This is a genomic window from Paraburkholderia steynii, from assembly GCF_900100565.1.
GTDB classification, from domain to species: domain Bacteria; phylum Pseudomonadota; class Gammaproteobacteria; order Burkholderiales; family Burkholderiaceae; genus Paraburkholderia; species Paraburkholderia terrae.
On the sequence record NZ_FNDI01000040.1, the window covers coordinates 26,767 to 45,507 of the forward strand.

Annotated in this window: 14 protein-coding genes; 11 read left to right on the forward strand and 3 right to left on the reverse strand. The window is 59.0% G+C overall.

What is annotated here, in order from left to right:
• Positions 1-48: 48 nt before the first annotated feature.
• From BLT65_RS41060 to BLT65_RS41110, 11 genes are all read left to right on the forward strand, one after another.
• Positions 49-837: a gamma-glutamyl-gamma-aminobutyrate hydrolase family protein gene (locus BLT65_RS41060; RefSeq protein WP_208545887.1), complete on the forward strand. Its 789-nt coding sequence runs from the start codon at positions 49-51 to the stop codon at positions 835-837.
• Between the two features lie 35 nt (positions 838-872).
• A complete protein-coding gene (locus BLT65_RS41065) occupies positions 873-2,207 on the forward strand; it encodes a glutamine synthetase family protein (RefSeq protein WP_035996707.1) in 1,335 nt (444 codons plus the stop codon).
• A 34-nt stretch (positions 2,208-2,241) separates the two neighbouring features.
• On the forward strand, positions 2,242-3,678 hold the full coding sequence (locus BLT65_RS41070; RefSeq protein ID WP_091789552.1) for an aspartate aminotransferase family protein: 1,437 nt from the start codon (positions 2,242-2,244) through the stop codon (positions 3,676-3,678).
• Between the two features lie 87 nt (positions 3,679-3,765).
• Positions 3,766-4,887 (forward strand): polyamine ABC transporter substrate-binding protein, encoded by a 1,122-nt coding sequence (locus tag BLT65_RS41075; protein ID WP_042315172.1) that lies wholly within the window; start codon positions 3,766-3,768, stop codon positions 4,885-4,887.
• A 222-nt stretch (positions 4,888-5,109) separates the two neighbouring features.
• A complete protein-coding gene (locus BLT65_RS41080) occupies positions 5,110-6,255 on the forward strand; it encodes an ABC transporter ATP-binding protein (protein WP_416365567.1) in 1,146 nt (381 codons plus the stop codon).
• Complete coding sequence (locus BLT65_RS41085; RefSeq protein WP_091789555.1) at positions 6,252-7,229, forward strand: ABC transporter permease subunit; 978 nt, start codon at positions 6,252-6,254, stop codon at positions 7,227-7,229. Before BLT65_RS41080 ends, BLT65_RS41085 begins: the two co-directional genes overlap by 4 nt.
• A complete protein-coding gene (locus tag BLT65_RS41090; RefSeq protein ID WP_091789558.1) occupies positions 7,226-8,137 on the forward strand; it encodes an ABC transporter permease subunit in 912 nt (303 codons plus the stop codon). The genes BLT65_RS41085 and BLT65_RS41090 overlap by 4 nt, the downstream gene beginning before the upstream one ends.
• A 38-nt stretch (positions 8,138-8,175) precedes the next feature.
• On the forward strand, positions 8,176-9,747 hold the full coding sequence (locus BLT65_RS41095; protein ID WP_091789560.1) for a DUF3138 family protein: 1,572 nt from the start codon (positions 8,176-8,178) through the stop codon (positions 9,745-9,747).
• 836 nt (positions 9,748-10,583) lie between these two features.
• Positions 10,584-11,879 carry an NAD(P)/FAD-dependent oxidoreductase gene (locus BLT65_RS41100; protein WP_091789563.1) on the forward strand — a complete coding sequence of 432 codons (1,296 nt, stop codon included), beginning with the start codon at positions 10,584-10,586 and terminating at the stop codon, positions 11,877-11,879.
• Positions 11,879-13,183 carry an NAD(P)/FAD-dependent oxidoreductase gene (locus tag BLT65_RS41105; RefSeq protein ID WP_091789565.1) on the forward strand — a complete coding sequence of 435 codons (1,305 nt, stop codon included), beginning with the start codon at positions 11,879-11,881 and terminating at the stop codon, positions 13,181-13,183. The genes BLT65_RS41100 and BLT65_RS41105 overlap by 1 nt, the downstream gene beginning before the upstream one ends.
• Positions 13,184-13,313: 130 nt before the next feature.
• Positions 13,314-14,324, forward strand: a complete 1,011-nt coding sequence (locus BLT65_RS41110; protein WP_091789569.1) for a DUF2891 domain-containing protein — start codon at positions 13,314-13,316, stop codon at positions 14,322-14,324.
• Between the two features lie 106 nt (positions 14,325-14,430).
• On the opposite strand, the gene BLT65_RS41115 is transcribed toward BLT65_RS41110, so the two are convergent.
• The 3 genes from BLT65_RS41115 to BLT65_RS46850 form a co-directional block, all read right to left on the reverse strand.
• On the reverse strand, positions 14,431-15,471 hold the full coding sequence (locus tag BLT65_RS41115) for an MFS transporter (protein WP_425273206.1): 1,041 nt from the start codon (positions 15,469-15,471) through the stop codon (positions 14,431-14,433).
• A 132-nt stretch (positions 15,472-15,603) separates the two neighbouring features.
• Positions 15,604-17,889 carry a hypothetical protein gene (locus tag BLT65_RS41120; protein ID WP_091789572.1) on the reverse strand — a complete coding sequence of 762 codons (2,286 nt, stop codon included), beginning with the start codon at positions 17,887-17,889 and terminating at the stop codon, positions 15,604-15,606.
• The gene (locus tag BLT65_RS46850) at positions 17,859-18,713 is read right to left on the reverse strand and encodes a PDDEXK family nuclease (protein WP_143036659.1); all 855 of its coding nucleotides are present in this window, start codon (positions 18,711-18,713) and stop codon (positions 17,859-17,861) included. Before BLT65_RS46850 ends, BLT65_RS41120 begins: the two co-directional genes overlap by 31 nt.
• Positions 18,714-18,741 lie beyond the last annotated feature (28 nt).

Genomic DNA, 18,741 nt, shown 5'->3' on the forward strand with positions numbered 1-18,741 from the left:
ACCATGATTTGCCGCGTTCCCGCAGTCAACGACGAATACCAGTTAGTCATGCAAACGAAACCTTTAGTCGGCATCACGGCCGACAGAACGATGATGGGTCTGCATCCTTCGCATGTGGCCGGCGAGAAGTACATCGCGGCAGTGATAGATGGCGCGCAAGCGCTTGCGATGCTGCTGCCCGCGTTGGGCGACAGACAGCCGCCGGAAGATCTGTTCGCGCATATCGACGGCCTGCTTTTTACGGGCAGCTATTCGAATGTCGAGCCGCATCGTTATGGCGGTCACGCGAGCGCGCCCGGCACGCTGCACGACGCCGCACGCGACGCGACGACGCTGCCGCTGATGCGCGCCGCCATCGACGCAGGCATCCCCGTGCTCGCTATTTGCCGTGGCTTTCAGGAAATGAATGTCGTATTCGGCGGGACGCTGCATCAAAGCGTTCAAACGGTGGACGGCTATGACGACCACCGCGAGAACAAGGAAGACGACCTCGACGTGCAGTACGGGCCTTCGCATGCGCTGCATCTACTGCAAGGCGGGCTGTTGCAGAAGCTCGCCAGCGGCGCAAGCGAAGTGCGCGTGAATTCACTGCACAGCCAGGGCGTCGAGCGGCTCGGCGACGGCCTCACGGTCGAAGCCCACGCGCCGGACGGTTTGATCGAAGCGATCAGCGTGACGCATGCGCGCGCCTTCACGCTGGGTGTGCAATGGCACCCGGAATGGAAGCACGCGAGCGACGCGTTATCGACAGCGATCTTCCGTGCGTTTGGCGCGGCGTGCCGCGATCGAATGCGCATGAGGACGGGTTCAGCAGCGGCTGCAAGCGCACATATCTGATCCCCGTTCTGCGCAAAAAAACAGAGAGAACGATCATGCAAGACATTGACGAGTTTCTGAAGAAGCATCACATCACCGAAATCGAAGCGATCATTCCCGACATGGCAGGGATCGCGCGCGGCAAGATCATTCCGCGCAGCAAGTTCGAATCCGGCGAATCCATGCGCCTGCCGCAAGCCGTGATGATCCAGACGGTGACGGGCGAATATCCCGAAGATGGCTCGCTCACGGGCGTCACCGACCCCGACATGGTGTGCGTGCCCGATCCGTCGACGATCCGCATCATTCCGTGGGCCGTCGATCCCACCGCGCAGGTGATTCACGACTGCGTGCATTTCGACGGCACGCCCGTCGCGATCTCGCCGCGCCGCGTGCTGCGCCACGTACTCGATCTCTACAAGGCCAAGGGCTGGAAGCCCGTCATCGCGCCGGAGCTGGAGTTCTATCTGGTCGACATGAACAAGGACCCCGACCTGCCCTTGCAACCGCCCGTCGGGCGCACGGGCCGTCCCGAAACAGGACGCCAGGCGTATTCGATCGAAGCCGTGAACGAATTCGATCCGCTCTTCGAAGACATCTACGAGTACTGCGACATTCAGGAACTCGAAGTCGACACGCTGATTCACGAAGTGGGCGCCGCGCAGATGGAAATCAACTTCCTGCACGGCGACCCGCTCAAGCTCGCCGACCAGGTCTTTCTTTTCAAGCGCACGGTGCGCGAAGCCGCGCTGCGTCATCACATGTACGCGACGTTCATGGCGAAGCCGATGGAGAACGAACCCGGTTCCGCGATGCACGTACATCAAAGCCTCGTCGATGAAGAGACGGGCCAGAACCTGTTCACGGGGAGCGACGGCAAGCCGACGGATCTCTTCAATCAGTACATCGCCGGCCTGCAGAAGTACACGCCCGCGTTGATGCCGATCTTCGCGCCATACATCAATTCGTATCGCCGGCTGTCGCGCTTCATGGCGGCGCCGATCAACGTGCAATGGGGTTACGACAACCGCACGGTCGGTTTCCGCATTCCGCATTCGGGCCCGCAGGCGCGCCGCATCGAGAACCGCATTCCGGGTGTGGACTGCAATCCGTATCTGGCGATTGCGGGCACGCTCGCGGCCGGCTATCTCGGCATGACGCAGCGACTCACGCCGACCGAGCCGCTCACCAGCGACGGCTATGAATTGCCATACCAGTTGCCGCGCAATCTCGAAGAAGGACTCACGTTGATGGGCGCGTGCGAGCCGCTTTCCGAAATCATGGGCGAACCGTTCATCAAGGCGTATCTCGCGCTGAAGGAAACCGAATACCAAGCGTTTTTCCGCGTGATCAGTTCGTGGGAACGCAAGCATTTGCTGCTGCACGTCTGAGTCCGGCGTCATCCGCAAAACAACTGGAGGCAACATGAGTTACAGGACAGAAGAAATCGCTTACGTGCAATCCGCGCAACCGGCCGCGAAGGCGAGTACTTCGCAACAGCTGCGCAGCACGGCTGAATACCGCGCGCTCGATGCCGCGCATCACATTCATCCGTTCTCTGATATGGGCGCGCTCAATCGCGCCGGCAGCCGCGTGATCGTCAAGGCGGAAGGCGTCTATCTGTGGGACTCCGATGGCAACAAGATCATCGATGGCATGGCGGGACTGTGGTGCGTAAACGTCGGCTATGGCCGCAAGGAACTCGCGGACGCAGCGTACAGGCAGTTGCAGGAACTGCCCTTCTACAACACGTTCTTCAAGACCACGCACCCGCCCGTGATCGAACTGTCGGCCATGCTCGCCGAGTTGACGCCCGCGCCGTTCAACCACTTCTTCTATTGCAATAGCGGCTCGGAAGGCAACGATACGGTGCTGCGCATCGTCCATCAGTATTGGGCGACGCAAGGACAGAAGCTGAAAAAGTTCGTCATTTCGCGTAAGAACGGCTATCACGGCTCGACGATCGCGGGCGGCACGCTCGGCGGCATGGGTTATATGCACGAGCAGATGCCTTCGCAGGTCGAGCACATCGTGCATATCGACCAGCCGTACTGGTTCGGCGAAGGCGGCGACATGACGCCGGAAGAATTCGGCCTCGAACGTGCGCGCCAACTCGAAACGGAAATTCTCGAGCTTGGTGCCGAGAACGTCGCTGCGTTTATCGGTGAGCCTTTCCAGGGAGCGGGCGGCGTGATCTTTCCGCCTTCTACCTACTGGCCGGAAATCCAGCGCATCTGCCGCAAATACGACGTGCTGCTCGTCGCCGATGAAGTGATTGGCGGCTTTGGCCGCACGGGCGAATGGTTTGCGCATCAGCATTTCGGCTTCGAACCCGACCTCATCACGATGGCGAAGGGCTTGACGAGCGGCTATATCCCGATGGGCGCCGTCGGCCTGCACGACCGCATCGCCAAAGCGATCATCGAGAACGGCGAGTTCAATCACGGGCTCACCTATTCCGGGCATCCCGTCGCCGCCGCTGTCGCGGTCGCGAACCTGAGGCTGTTGCGCGACGAGAAGATCGTCGAGCGCGTGAAGAACGAAACGGGCCCGTATTTCCAGCAGTCGCTGCGCGAGACGTTCGCGAATCATCCCATCGTCGGTGAAGTGGCGGGCGCGGGACTCGTCGCGGGCATCCAGCTCGCGCAGAACCCGAAGACCCGAAAGCGCTTCGAGAATGGCGGCGATGTCGGCACGATCTGCCGCGACTTCTGCTTCAACGGCAACCTGATCATGCGTGCCACGGGCGACCGCATGCTGCTCTCGCCGCCTCTCGTCGTCACGAAGAGCGAGATCGACGAGATCGTCGCGAAGGCGAAAAAGGCCATCGACGCAACTGCACAACAGCTAGGGCTTTCGTAACGGCAGTCAGACCACCGGCGCGGGCGCCGTGACGCATCGAACGCGACACACGCTCACGCCGGACTTTTACCTTCAAGGGAAATCAACATGAGCGTTTGTCATCTTCGTCATGCGGTCGCGGGGGCCGCGCTGGTAGTCGTGACGGGCATTGCCGCACTGTCGGGCACGGCAGCGCAGGCGGCCGATACCGAACTGAACGTCTATAACTGGTCCGACTACATCGCGAAGGACACGATTCCGAACTTCGAGAAACAGACGGGCATCAAGGTCAAGTACGACAACTACGACAGCGACGACACGTTGCAGGCCAAGCTGCTCGCGGGCAGCTCGGGCTACGACATCGTCGTGCCGACGTCGAACTATATGGCCAAGCAGATTCAGGCCGGCGTCTACCAGAAGCTCGACAAATCGCAGATGCCGAATCTGAAGAATCTCGACCCGACGCTGATGAAGTTGATCTCCGACGCCGATCCGGGCAACCAGTACGGCGTGCCGTGGGCATACGGCACGGACGGCATTGGCTACAACGTGCAGGCCGTGCAGAAAGTACTCGGCGCGAATGCACCTGTCGACAGCTGGGCGCTCGTGTTCGATCCCGCCAACATGTCGAAGCTCAAGAGCTGCGGCGTGTCGTTCCTCGATCAGGCCGTCGACGTCTTCGCCGCGACGCTGCAATACATGCACAAGGACCCGAACAGCACGAGCCCCGGCGACTATCAGGCGGCGTACGAAGTGCTGAAGAAAGTCCGCCCGTACATCACGCAGTTCAATTCGTCGGGCTACATCAACGATCTCGCGAATAACGATGTTTGCGTGGTCGTCGGCTGGTCGGGCGACGTCGGCATCGCGCGGCGCCGCACGCAGGAAGCGAAGCGCTCGTATGAAGTCAAGTTCTCGAACGTGAAGGAAGGCGGCCTGCTGTGGTTCGACGTGATGGTCGTGCCGAAGGACGCACCGCATCCCGAAGCCGCGATGAAGTGGATCAACTTCATTTCCGACGCGAAGAACAATGCAGCCATTACCAACGAAGTGTTCTACCCCACCGCCAATCGCGCCGCGCGCCAGTTCGTCACCCCGGCTGTCGCGCAGGATCAGACGGTCTATCCGGCCGACGACGTGATCGCCAAGATGACGCTGATGAGACCGATGCCGACGGAAATTCTGCGGCTCGAAAACCGCCTGTGGGCGCAACTGAAAACCGGTCATTGAATTTGTGAGTCAACGCCGGTTTTCAGGGACATGAAAGGGAACTGAATGAAACGAAGAGGGATCGCTCGATCCCTCCTCGTAGAGCAGTAGCGCAGTCAGTCTGCGTCTTGCGCGCAGCCCCATGTTTCCCCGATTGCAGCACGACACCTGCGAGCGCTTCGCGCGCCTCGCCAGGGCCCGTTCGTGCCTGCAATCCGCAAAGAACGGTCACATATGAATACGATGCACACCACGCAAGCAGCGAAAGCGGCCACGCAGCCCGCGACGACGAAAGCGAAATCGGACGAGTTCGTTCGCATCGAAAACGTCGTGAAGAAGTTCGGCGACAGCACGGCTGTCGACAACGTCAACCTGAGCATCGCGAAGAACGAACTGTTCGCGCTACTCGGCAGTTCGGGCTGCGGCAAGTCCACGCTGTTGCGCATGCTGGCGGGCCTGGAGACGGCCACGTCCGGCAAGATCTATGTCGACGGCGAAGATCTCGCGGCCTTGCCGCCCTATCGCCGGCCCGTGAACATGATGTTCCAGTCGTATGCGCTCTTTCCGCATATGACAGTCGAATCGAATGTCGCGTTCGGCCTCAAACAGGAAGGTACGCCGAAGAACGAGATCAAAGAGCGCGTCGCCGATGCGTTGAATCTCGTGCAGATGACGAAGTACGCGAAGCGCAAGCCGCATCAGCTATCGGGCGGCCAGCAGCAGCGCGTCGCGCTGGCGCGTTCGCTTGTCAAGCGCCCGAAGCTGTTGCTGCTCGACGAGCCGATGTCCGCGCTCGACAAGAAGATCCGCCAGAAGACCCAACTCGAACTCGTGAACATTATCGAGAAAGTCGATGTCACCTGTGTGATGGTCACGCACGATCAGGAAGAAGCGATGACGATGGCGAGCCGCCTCGCCGTGATGAGCGAAGGCCGCATCGTGCAGATCGGTTCGCCGACGCAGGTCTACGAGTTTCCGAATAGCCGCTTCTCCGCCGAGTTCATCGGCTCCACCAATCTGTTCGAAGGCGTCGTCGTCGAAGACGAACCCGATCACATCTTTGTCGAAAGCGAAGACCTTGAGTCGCGGATGTATGTGAGCCACGGCGTTACGGGGCCGCTTGGCATGCCCGTCGGCATTTCGGTGCGCCCCGAGCGCGTGCGCGTGACGCGCGAGAAACCCGGCGCGGCGCACAACTGGGCGCGCGGCGTCGTGACGGATGTCGCCTACATGGGCAGCTATTCGCTGTACCACGTGCGTCTGCCGAGCGGCAAGACCGTCATGTCGAATCTCTCCAGCTCGCACCTGATGAGCGAAGGTGCGCCCGTCTATAACGACGACGTGTTCGTCTCCTGGTCGCCTTCGAGCGGCGTGGTGCTGACGCAATGAGAAATCCCGCCCAAACCTCTGCGGCGCGACTGGGCGCCGCCTCGAATGCAAGCCCCGCACTCGCATCGTTCAAACAGAGCCTCGCGAAGCTGCTGCCTTCGGGCCGCAGCACCGTGATCGGCATTCCGTTCATCTGGCTCGCGGTGTTCTTCGCGCTGCCGTTCGTGCTGGTGCTGAAGATCAGCTTTGCCGATTTGCGCCTTGGCATCCCGCCCTATACGGAACTTGTCAGCGTCAAAGATGGCGTGGTGCATTTCGCGCTGCAATTGAGCCATTACGCGTTCCTGTTGCAGGACAGCCTGTACGTCGCAACCTATCTCAGCTCGCTGAAGATGGCCGCCGTCTCGACTATCTGCTGCCTGTTGATCGGCTATCCGATCGCGTATTACATCGCGCGCTCGGCACCTGCCACGCGCAACCTGCTGATGATGGGCGTGATGCTGCCGTTCTGGACGTCGTTTCTGATTCGCGTGTACGCGTGGATCGGCATTCTGAAAGACGACGGTCTGCTCAATCACACGCTGATCGCGCTCGGCGTGATTCACTCGCCCTTTCGCCTCTATCACACGGATATTGGCGTCTATATCGGCATGGTCTATTCGTACCTGCCGTTCATGGTGATGCCGCTCTACGCGCATCTCGTGAAGATGGACTTGACGCTGCTCGAAGCCGCCTACGACCTCGGCGCAAAACCCTGGACGGCGTTTACGCGAATCACATTGCCGCTGTCGAAGAACGGGATTATCGCGGGGTCGCTGCTCGTGTTCATTCCCGCCGTCGGCGAGTACGTGATACCGGAACTGCTCGGCGGCGCGGACACGCTGATGATCGGCCGCGTGATGTGGGATGAGTTCTTCAACGACATGGACTGGCCGATGGCATCCGCCGTGACGGTGGCGATGGTGCTGCTGCTGCTCGTGCCGATGGCCGTATTCCAGTACTACCAGGTCAAGGAACTGGAGGGTGCGAAATGACCAAGCCGAACAAGCCTTTGTCCGCCACGGTGCTGACGCTCGGATTTCTCTTTCTTTATATCCCGATCATCAGCCTCGTCGTGTTCTCCTTCAACGAGTCGAAGCTCGTCACCGTCTGGTCCGGCTTCTCGCTGAAATGGTATGGCGCACTGCTGCACGATGACGAACTGCTCACGGCCGCATGGCTGTCGCTGAAGATCGGCTTGATGACGGCGTGCGCGTCTGTCGTGATCGGCACGTGGGCGGGTTTCGTGCTCGCGCGCTTTGGGCGCTTTCGCGGCTTCACGTTCTTCGCGGGCATGATCAACGCGCCGCTAGTGATTCCCGAAGTGATTCAGGGCATTTCGCTGCTGCTGCTCTTCGTCGCGCTGGAACAGATGATCGGCTGGCCCAGGGGGCGCGGCGTGCTGACGATGTGGATCGGCCACGTGATGCTGTGTGTTTCGTATGTCGCGATCATCGTGCAGTCGCGTATCAAGGAACTGAACAGGTCCCTCGAAGAAGCGGCACTCGATCTCGGCGCGACGCCGTTCAAGGTGTTCTTCGTCATCACGCTGCCGCTGATCTCGCAGGCCTTGCTGTCCGGCTGGCTGCTGTCGTTCACGCTTTCCGTCGACGATCTCGTGCTCTCCGCATTCCTGTCCGGCCCGGGCTCGACCACATTGCCGCTCGTGGTGTTCTCGCGCGTGCGCCTTGGCCTGAACCCCGAAATGAATGCACTCGCCACGCTCTTCATCACGGCCGTGACGATTGGCGTGATCGTCGTCAATCAATGGATGCTGATGCGCGACCGCAAGCGCACGCGCGACATGCAGATGGCGTTCGCGATAGCCGACGCCGCCGATGCCCCTTCGACAACCACACGCCCTGCCGTGGCGACCAACACGCTCGATACGGCCAACGCATAAGAAGTTCTTCGCAATACGACAAACAAGGAGAAAATTGCATGAGAAAGAAACTTATCTGTCTGCTGGTAGCGGGGGCTCTGCCGGGTGCCGCTTTTGCGGACTCGACCAGCGCACAGATCAAGGCGCTTCAGCAACAACTGAACGCGCTGCAAAAAGAAGTGAAGGAATTGCGTGCGCAAGTGGCCACTGCGCCTGCAGCGAAGCCTGCTGTGGGCACAGCCACTACGCCCGCATTGGCCGCGGCTCCGGTCGATATCACTTCACCCGATTATGGCCGGGCGCCCGCGAATATCAGCAACGACGACCTGACCACGATCAAGCAGCAGATCGCGAATCAGCAGTTGAAGGTCGATTCGCTGGAAGATGCGGCGCAGACGGGACCGATCGCAGGTCTTTCGGTGACGGGCTATATCGACCCGACGTATATCTATAACCGCGCGCAGAGTTCGTCGTCGTTCCTGTTTGCCAATCACGAGAGCGCGTACAACTACTACAACAGCACGTTCGGCGATCTGTATCTCGACATCAAGAAGACATTCGGTGTCGGGCCGATGGCGCCTTCGGCGGAAATCACGTTGATGCCGAACCGAGGCAACGGCATCACGCTGCTGCAGAACTCGCATGGCGACATTGGCAACAACATCCTGAACACGGCCGTTGTCAACGTGCCGCTGACGGGGTCGACGACGTTCGTCGCTGGTTTGATTCCGAGCTTTGGCGGTTATGAAGTGCAGCAATCGAACCAGATGCTTACGCTTACGCACAACCTGCTGTATGACTTCTCCGATCCAGGCAGCTATGTCGGCGTCGGCGCGAACTATACGGCGGGCAACTGGGCGTGGAAGTTCTTTGTTGGCAATGAACAGTACCGCACGTATGGTGCCGTCACGCAGACGGGCACGAATGCGTTGGGCGATCCGATCACGACGAGCAACAAGATTCCGACCTTTACTGCGCGTGCTGACTATACGTGGTCCAGTGCGTTGGATATCGGTGGATCGTTCAATATTGGACGTCAGACGCTGCCGAGTGCCGTCGATCCGGTGACGGGCAATGTCAGTTATGGCGTGGGCGGTCAGGCGCCTAGCTCGGGCGGGACGTTCTTCTTTGGCGAGGTCGACGCGACTTATACGTTGGCGGATGTGCAGTACAACGCCGAACTCGATTATGGTCAGCAGCAGAATGCGGCGTTTAATGGCGGCCAGGCGCAGTGGTATGGTCTGTCACTGCTCGCGCATCGGAAGTTTAATATGCCTGTGGTGGGCCGCATGGGTGCGACTCTGCGGTATGACCTTCTTGTTAATAGCAAAAACGGTGGCGGCGGCGGTGGGATTGCTTTGAATTCCAATGGTATGGATGTGAATAACGGGTTCGGTATCGGTGCTGATTGTCTAGCAAACTCGAAGGCCAATGGTGGCCTTGGGTTTGAGTGCAAGGGGGCTAATCGTCAGGATGTCGCGCTGGATCTGTTGTTCTTCCCGACGCAGCAGATTACCGTCAAGGTGGAGTATCGCCACGATTGGGCGAATCAGAACGTGTTCTTGCGGAATGATGGGTCTTATAGCAAGTCGAATGATTTGCTAGCTACGCAGTTTATTTACTCGTTCTGAGCGTGGTTTTATGTCTGCGACGCTTCTTGATTTGGTTTGCCTGGGGCGTCGTTGGCATTCGCGTTACAGTGTTTGCGCTATCGCTGGCATCCGCGTTTTGTTAGCTTGGTTCAAGCGTCGCCCCTGTGCGGGGCGGCACCTACTTTTCTTTGCCGCCGCAAAGAAAAGTAGGCAAAAGAAAGCGGCTAACACCGCCAGTTCTTGTGTTTGCCTGAGGGCCCCCACAGGGTCTTACGCTTCACGCGGCAGCCTTTCTGTTTGCGTGCGTTGCCAACGCTTCGAATGAACGCCTCACCCGCTTCGAATACCCGTACTCGCGCAAGCGGCAGCGAATGGTCTCCGCTGCCCAGGTGGCAAACTGTGTGTAGGTTGTCGCGTCGTATAGCGTGGCGCTCTTACATCAAGGCGTGCGCTATCGGTTCGAAGTGAGGCGCGTGTCGCGCTACGGCCTACACACAGTTTGCCACCTGGGCGGCCGTGGACTGTCTGGCACGGCGTGATGCAGCGCGGGCGCGTGAAGCGGGTGAGGCGCAGCGCAAGAGCGTTGGCAACGAACGCGGGTCACGTGGTTGCCGTGTGAAGCATAAGAACCTTTGGGGGCCCTCAGGCAGGAACAAGAATTGGCGGTGTTAGCCGCTTTCTTTTGCCTACTTTTCTTTGCGGCGGCAAAGAAAAGTAGGTGCCGCCCCGCACAGGGGCGACGCATGAAGCACGCTAACAATTCGCGGATGCCAGCGCAAACCTCAAAAAACCAAACCGCCCGCGCCACGAAGGCAAAAGGCAAAACGCAGATGCCAGCGCAAAGACCAAAACACCAACCAACAACTTTCCCGCCCATGCCAGAAAACCTCAACTCCCAGCCTCACACAGCATCGTGGTACGCGGCAACCACCAACGACCACACACACCATCCACCGCTGGAAGAAACCATAACCGTCGACGTCTGTGTAATAGGCGCCGGCCTGACCGGCATCTCAACCGCATTGAACCTCGCGGAACGCGGCCACACAGTAGCGGTGCTAGAAGCATCAAAAGTCGGCTGGGCGGCGAGCGGCCGCAATGGTGGCCAACTGATAGGCGGTTTCGCCTGCGAAATAGACACATTCGCGAAGTACATGCCCGAGAGCGACGTCCAGCGCATGTGGAAAATGGGCTTAGAAACGCTAGACATAGTAAAAGACCGCGTAGCGAAGCACCAAATCGACTGCGATCTAACGATGGGCTACCTCACAGCCGCCAACAAGCCAAAACATGTAGACGCACTACGCACCTGGCGCGATGACGCAAAAAAACGCTTCAACCACGACCGATATCGGTATATCGAACGCGCGCACATGGACCAGTACGTGCAATCATCCCGCTATCTCGGCGGCCTTTTCGACCCGGACAGCGGCCACCTGCATCCCCTCAACTACACGTTAGGCCTCGCCCGAGCAGCCGTCGAAAGCGGCGTTCGCATCTACGAAAACAGTTGCGTCACAACACTACGCAAAGAAAACAGCACCCATCTGATCGAAACAGCTATAGGAACAGTGCGCGCCAGCTACGTAGTACTAGCCTGCAACACATGGCTCGGAGCGCTAGCGCCACAGGTATCCCGAAAGATCATGCCCGTCGGCACCTACGTCATCGCCACGGAACCGCTCGCCCCGGCCCGCGCCGCCGCACTGATGCCCGCGCGCGCCGCCGTGTGCGATAGCCGCTTCGTGCTCGACTATTTCCGCCCTGCTCCCGACAACCGTCTGCTCTGGGGCGGCAAGGTCAGCTATTCGACTTTCGCGCCACGCAATCTGGCCGAATCCATGCGCCGCGACATGCTAAAAACCTTCCCGCAACTCGCCGATGTCAAAGTGGACTACGCATGGGGTGGCTTCGTCGACATCACGATGAACCGCGCACCGCATTTCGGCCGCCTTGCGCCAACCGTCTACTTCGCGCAAGGCTTCTCGGGACACGGCGTCAATACGACCGGCCTCGCGGGCAAGCTGATCGCGGAAGCCATCCATGGCCAGGCGTCGCGATTCGATCTGTTCGGTAAAATCCGCCATCGCGACTTTCCGGGCGGCACGCTGCTCCGCACACCCGCGCTCGTGCTTGCAATGACCTGGTATCGAATGAAGGACTGGCTCTGATGACGGAAACACTCGACCGCCGCGCGGACGCGCTGATCCGCAACTCGTACTACGAAGCCACCGTGTCGCGCCCGCTCGCGGACGATCCAATGCTGGAAGGCTCGCTCGACGCCGACGTCTGCGTCATCGGCGCGGGCTTCTCCGGATTGTCGGTGGCGCTCGAATGCCGCGCGCGCGGGCTTTCCGTCGTCGTTCTCGATGCGCATCGCCCCGGCTGGGGTGCATCGGGACGCAACGGTGGTCAGATGCTCGCCGGCTTTGCGAAAGACGAGATCATCGAAAAACAACTGGGCCTCGAAGGCGCGCGCGCTGCGTGGGCCTTGTCCGTCGATGCCGTCAAGCTGGTACACGAGAGGATCGAGCGCTATGGAATCGAATGCGATTTCACGCCGGGCTTCATGACGGTCGCGACCAAAGCGAAACGCGTCCCCGATCTGCGTGCATGGATGGATGCGGCGACGAACCGCTGGGGTTACCCGCATCTTTCCTGGGTCGATGCTGGCGACATGCGCAAACGCATCGCGTCGGAACGCTATCTGGCAGGCGTCTACGATGCGTTGTCCGGCCATCTGCATCCGCTCAAGTATTGCCTCGGTCTCGCCGATGCGGCGCGCCGCGAAGGCGCGCAACTCTTCGCGCATTCGCCCGTGCTCGAAGTCGTGCGCGGCGCGCGGCCCGTGGTGCGTACCGCGACGGGCGAAGTGCGCTGCCGCTTCGTCGCCGCGTGCGGCAACGCGACGCTCGGCAATGTGTTGCCCGCCGCCGTTGCAGCGCGCATCGCGCCCATCGCGTCGTACATTGTCGCGACGGAATCGCTCGGCAAGGAGCGAGCCGATGCACTGATCAAGAACCGGACCGCGATCTGCGACAACAACTTTTTCCTCGACTACTTTCGCGTGTCGGCGGATCACCGCGTGCTGTTCGGCGGACGCGCGAGTTCGACGGGCGCATCCCCTGCACAACTTACCGGCGATATCCGCAAACGCATGCTCGCCGTCTTTCCGCAACTCGGAGATACGAAGATCGAATTTGCGTGGGGCGGCTTCGTCGATATCACCCGCAATCGCGCGCCCGATTTCGGCGCGATCGATCCGAACTACTTCTATGTGCAAGGCTTTTCGGGTCATGGCGTGGCGCTGACGGGCATTGCGGGACGCGTCATTGCAAAGGCGATCTCAGGCGACACGGCCGCGCTCGATCTGTTCTCGCGCATCAGGCACGCGCGCTTTCCGGGCGGCCCGGCGCTGCGCGGGCCGGCGCTGGAACTGGGGATGCTCTATCACCGGATTCGCGAGCTGTTCTGAATCGCATTGCAACACGGCTTGCACATGACAGACCGGGTTAAGTAAAGGCAGAATGTCCACCTCACCCTCGATGCGCCACACCCGCATTGAAGGCTTACCGTAACCCACAACCCGTTACGACGAGGCGTCGATGACTGCCGTACTCACTTCTGAAATTGCATCGAAATTCGCGGGCCTCGCGCTGGCTCACCTCACGCGCGAGTATCCGAACAAGCTCACGCATTCGCTCGCCGGGCCGCAGGACGTGCAAGGCCCGCGCGAGCTGCACCCCATCTTCTATGGCAGCTATGACTGGCACTCGTGCGTGCATGGCTACTGGTTGCTGTTGCATCTGATCGAACGCTTTCCGGAGTTGCCAGAAGCGCCGCGCATCGTTGCCGTCGTCGACGAGCACTTCACCGCGCAGAACGTCGCAGGTGAACGCGCGTATCTCGACCTGCCGCACAACCGCGGCTTCGAGCGCCCGTATGGTTGGGCGTGGCTGCTCGCGCTGTCGGGTCAGGTCGCATCGTTGAAGCTGCCGCAAGCCGATCGCTGGGCGCAGACCATCGAGCCGCTGACGGCGGCTTTCGTCGAGCGCTTCGAAGCGTTTCTGCCGAAGGCGACGTATCCGCTGCGGGTCGGTACGCATTTCAACACCGCGTTCGCGCTGGCGCTGACGCTCGACTTCGCGCATCGCACGCAGCGCGATTCGCTTGCGCGCCTCGTCGTCGACACGGCGAAGCGCTGGTATCTGAACGACGCCGGATGCCAGGCGTGGGAGCCGTCGGGCGACGAGTTCCTGTCGCCCTCGCTGATGGAAGCGGAGTTGATGCGCCGCGTGCTGCCGCCTGCTGAATTCGCCGGATGGTTCGAGCGCTTCCTGCCCGATCTCGCGCAGCGTCAACCCGCGACGCTGTTCGTCCCCGCCACCGTCACGGATCGCAGCGACGGCAAGATCGCGCATCTCGACGGGCTGAACCTGAGCCGCGCGTGGTGCCAGCGGTCGCTGGCGCGCGCGCTGTCGAATGACGATCCGCGCCGCGCCGTGCTGTTCGAAGCCGCCGACGTTCATCTGGAAACCGCGTTGCAACATGTAGCGGGCGACTATATGGGCGAGCACTGGCTCGCTACGTTCGCTACGCTCGCGCTCGAAGCATAGAGAAAGTAGCGATCGCAACCAGTTCGCCGCGCAATTGAAAATGGCCAGTGTCTGCGAAGACACTGGCCATTCTGTTTTTCAGGTAGCAAACGACGCGCGTTGCCGATCAGTGCGAAATTTCTTCGAGCGCAACGCCGCGCGTGCGCGGCCCCATCACGCCGATCACCAGCATCACGATCGCCATCGCACCCGCGATGAACACGAACACGCCCGTCGACCCGAAGTAATTGAGTACCGACGCAATAAAGAACGCCGTGAAAATCGCCGAGAAACGGCTCCATGAATAGACGAAGCCCACTGCACGCGCGCGGATGCTGGTCGGAAACAGCTCTGCCTGATAGGCGTGATAGCTGTACGACATGATATTGCTGCCCAGCGTCAGCCCGACGCCGAGACAGATCAGCAGCGCGGCCGCCGTCGTCTGACTGAACCACAGCCCGCAGACGATGATGAGCGCCGCCATCGCAACGATCACGCTCTTGCGCTCGTACTTGTCCGCGATGAAAAGCCCGATGATCGGTCCGACAGGCGCCGCGAGCGCGATCACGCTCGAATAGGCAAGGCTCGTCGTCACGGTAATGCCCTGCTTGATCAGCAGCGTCGGCACCCAGTTCGCGAAGCCATAGAAGCCGACTGTCTGGAAGATATTGAAGATGCTCAGCATCAGTGTGCGGCTACGATAAGGCGGCACCCACATGTCGCTGAAACGTCCGCTCGGTGGCACGGGAACGGGCGGCGCAGCCGGCGGCAACGGCTTGCCGTACTCGGCCTCGACCTTCGCTTCGAGCGCGCGCATCACGCGGTCCGCTTCATCGACGCGCCCTTGCTGCGCGAGCCAGCGCGGGCTTTCGGGCAGATTGCGCCGGATCCACCAGACGAACAGCGCGCCGTGCGCGCCGATCAGCACGACCCAGCGCCAACCATCGAGCCCAAGCGGCGCGCGCGGCACCAGCAGCCACGCAAGAAACGCGACGACAGGCACGGCCATGAAGCCCACCGCCTGCTCGCACGCGAACGCACGGCCGCGAATATGCTTCGGGACCAGCTCCGAGATGTATGTGCCGATCGTCACCAGCTCGACGCCGATTCCAAGGCCTGCCTGTGAGACTACAATTACGGCAGTTAAAAAAACAATGCCGACGAGAATTGGTGCGGCGCAACAAAAGCGCAGCGCTCCGCGCGACAACGGGTAGCCGAGGCGAGGCTAACGCGAGTTCCGATCGAAATCCGCTTTTTTAACCCCCAAGGTATGGACCACCCGCATGCAGATCAGGAAGGGTCAGTTGCCCTCCTTGCCTTTGCGGACGATCGTCTCCATCCCCCGGTCAAGCACCTTTTTTCGCGCCTCACGTGCCTTTCGCATCTGAGCTTCGACCGCCTTCTCGACTGAATCTTCCTCGCGGTCTTCCTGTGATGGATGCGAGTCGTCAAAATGATCACTTTTTTCGGGACTGTCAGTACGCTTCGCTACGCGTCCAGAATGAACCCTGCTCTCTGTGTTAACCTCGGTTCGCTCAAGATCTCGCTCAAATGCTCGATCACTGCTCTGTTCTTCTGTCGATACCCTTGAGAATACAGTACGACGGGCGTCTATAAACGCATCGACAATGTGCTGCGGCAACGGCGTGATAAAGGTCTTTTCCCTCTCATGTCGAATGCGCGTCTTCCTGTCCTGTATCTGAGTTCCCCGCTCCACATCCTCCACGAGAAGCCCGTCCCAGCGCTTCGCATCCGTGGAAGAGCAATCCAGCACCAAAATGTCATTAGGGCCTCGCTTCCAGAACAAGATCGTCGGATCGTCAGGATCCTGCAGCGGAGTAATACGCGGAAGCTTTTTTTCATTCCCAAGACATTTCGCGATCTCCATTTCATAAGCTTCTTGGTAGGCTTTGCTCGTAAAATTTGCATCGAGGTGGCGGACTCCGGCCTTGTGCATCCTTCGAGGCTTGAGACGTGGTAGAAGCGCTGTATAAACGTCCACCTCCGAAAATTCTCTATTCTCTCCTCCGCGGCGTCCCAACATTGCGTCATTGAAAAGTTCCTCTCTTGTCGGCTGCACCGACCTTCTGCGAGTGTCCGGAAGATGCCCTTTCAAGACCAGCCCCTGGTTATATTCTTTCGCGGCCTCGTATGCGTAACGAAGAAGTTCACTGCGAGTTATTCGTGCCACCAGCTTTGAGTACCTCCGACGATCCTGCGCACGCTCTGTGCGCTCTCGCGTAAACGCCCCTGGCAAATTCCTCAGACGCCTCGTCAGGATGTTCATCAGCCCCTCGACTGGCCCTTTAGCGCGACCACAGGCGATGGGTGCGACCATGATTCCAATATCGGCTCCATCTGCTGACACGAGCGGTTTGCGGAATTTGTCAGAGTTTCCGGCGCCGCGGTCGATCAGAATGTCGTTCGGCCTGACCCTGAAATTGAACCAGTCTCTAGGTAAGCCCAGCCTACTCATCAGCCCAGATTGTGGGGTACATGCCCGGAACAAGACCGCCCTATACGCATTGGCGCTTTCGCGGCCAGTGGTTATATGAATGGAGAGAATAGTTCCTAAAGCAGCATCCGCTACTATCAATAGTGTGGGACGCCCGATCGGGCGACGCGTAATGGTAGATACGATCTCAAACTTCGCAAGCGTGCCATCAATAATCAGTATGTCGCCCGGTCCCAATGCAAGATCCGCGGTCACTCCGCGACCCGCTGCATATCGGTCCCGCCACTCCCTAGCGCCGACAAGACGTCTCAATTTCTCGGGATTCTTTTTGTATCGTCGCGCGCATGCGGCGAATTCGGCCGCCGTCACCATCTTGGACGTCTTCACCGGAAACCGCGTTCTTGTTCCCTCCGAGATGGCGCCGTTATCTTGATGCCAGAATAGCCGATGCATTACTACGCGAGCGTCTTCGTAGGTGAAGCCAAGCAGAATAACGAGATGCCATACCGCCCACTGAATATGCCTCAAGGCCCATCTGTTGACAGGATAACCTTTTAAAGGACTAGCGGAGTTGCCTTCCTCATATACATTCTTCGCCCCTCGCTTATGAGCTGTTGCTCCACGTTCGCGTTCGCCATCAGGTACATAGGGGCGCAAGGCGACTAGATTGCAGCCGAAATTCTCATAAATCGTAAATAACTTCAAAAGCCTTTGTACACTGACACCCGTTTTCCTCGCCTGTTTTTCGAGAAGTCGGGCGCGATCATGGATATTGCCATAAAAAATCCTTCTTCCCGCTTCCGTGATCAACGGCCCCAAGAGTCGCTGCCGGTATGCCTGAACTTCGCGCGCATATATCTCTTCCTTAATGTCCTCCCTGCTTTCGCTCATTCGAAACGGCCGAATACATTCGTCCTGCTCGATTAGCTGTTGAGATTTGAGCCGCACCTGGATGTCGGCAATCGTATATTTTTTAGCCAGTCGGCTATTCGCCGGCACATTTGAATATACCCGACGAATAAAAACAATACCATTCTTCCGATCAATCCAGACCACCCGGAAATGATGATTGCCACGAATCCCGTTTAACCTGCCGAAGATTAGTTGACCTTCCCAGAGAATGATATCCATGGTGGTACCGCATCGCTGGGTTTAACCAAATGGATCGGATTCCGTGTTCCCACGGGAAACGACAAATCGACAAACAGAAAACCAAAATTTATCGCCGCCGATAAATACTGGTAACACTCATCGGCAGAGATGCTCAACTTTTTACTAACCTTGATAAGATATTCATCCAACATATCCCCTGTGTATGTTCGATAGAAGATTTCACCTAGTGCGGCAGCGGCTGAGATACCCTCGTTGACGTTGTGTCCTTTTCCCCAAAGATAGATTTTCCTGGCCGACTTCCCACATTCGTCCAGCGTCCCATTTCTCGAAAACACTCGATATTCGTATCCAGCAAGTTTCGATTCATTGCGCTCAGTTGCAAGACGTTTTTTGATGTTCCTTTTCGACAGGTCCTCTCGAAGCTTATGCGACAGGACCAGATACTTGGGACATTCAAGCGTGACTCCACTTTTCCGACCCACACTACTCCTTGCCGTCACAAGCACGTCAACGCTCATTACATCTCGTTGTCGTATTTCAGGCATCTCATCCTGCAGCCCTGTTACGTATGCATCAATACGGGCTCTTGCGTGCTCGAGTAGCATTGGATATTGACATCGATAGGCGAGCACATACGGCGAAATTTCCAGCAGCAGTGCCATCGATTTTTCACCCATACCAAGGCAATGCACTTCGCACCCGTTCTTGATACTAAAATAAATGTAATCAGTGGTGAATGCCGAGCTCCTACCGGCCTGAACTTTTGTAAAATAATCCGCACCGTATCCCATACCGAGAGGATCAGCCGGCAAACAACATGGAAATTTAAGTTGATATTCCATGGTGATCTCCAATGATATTTATTAACGA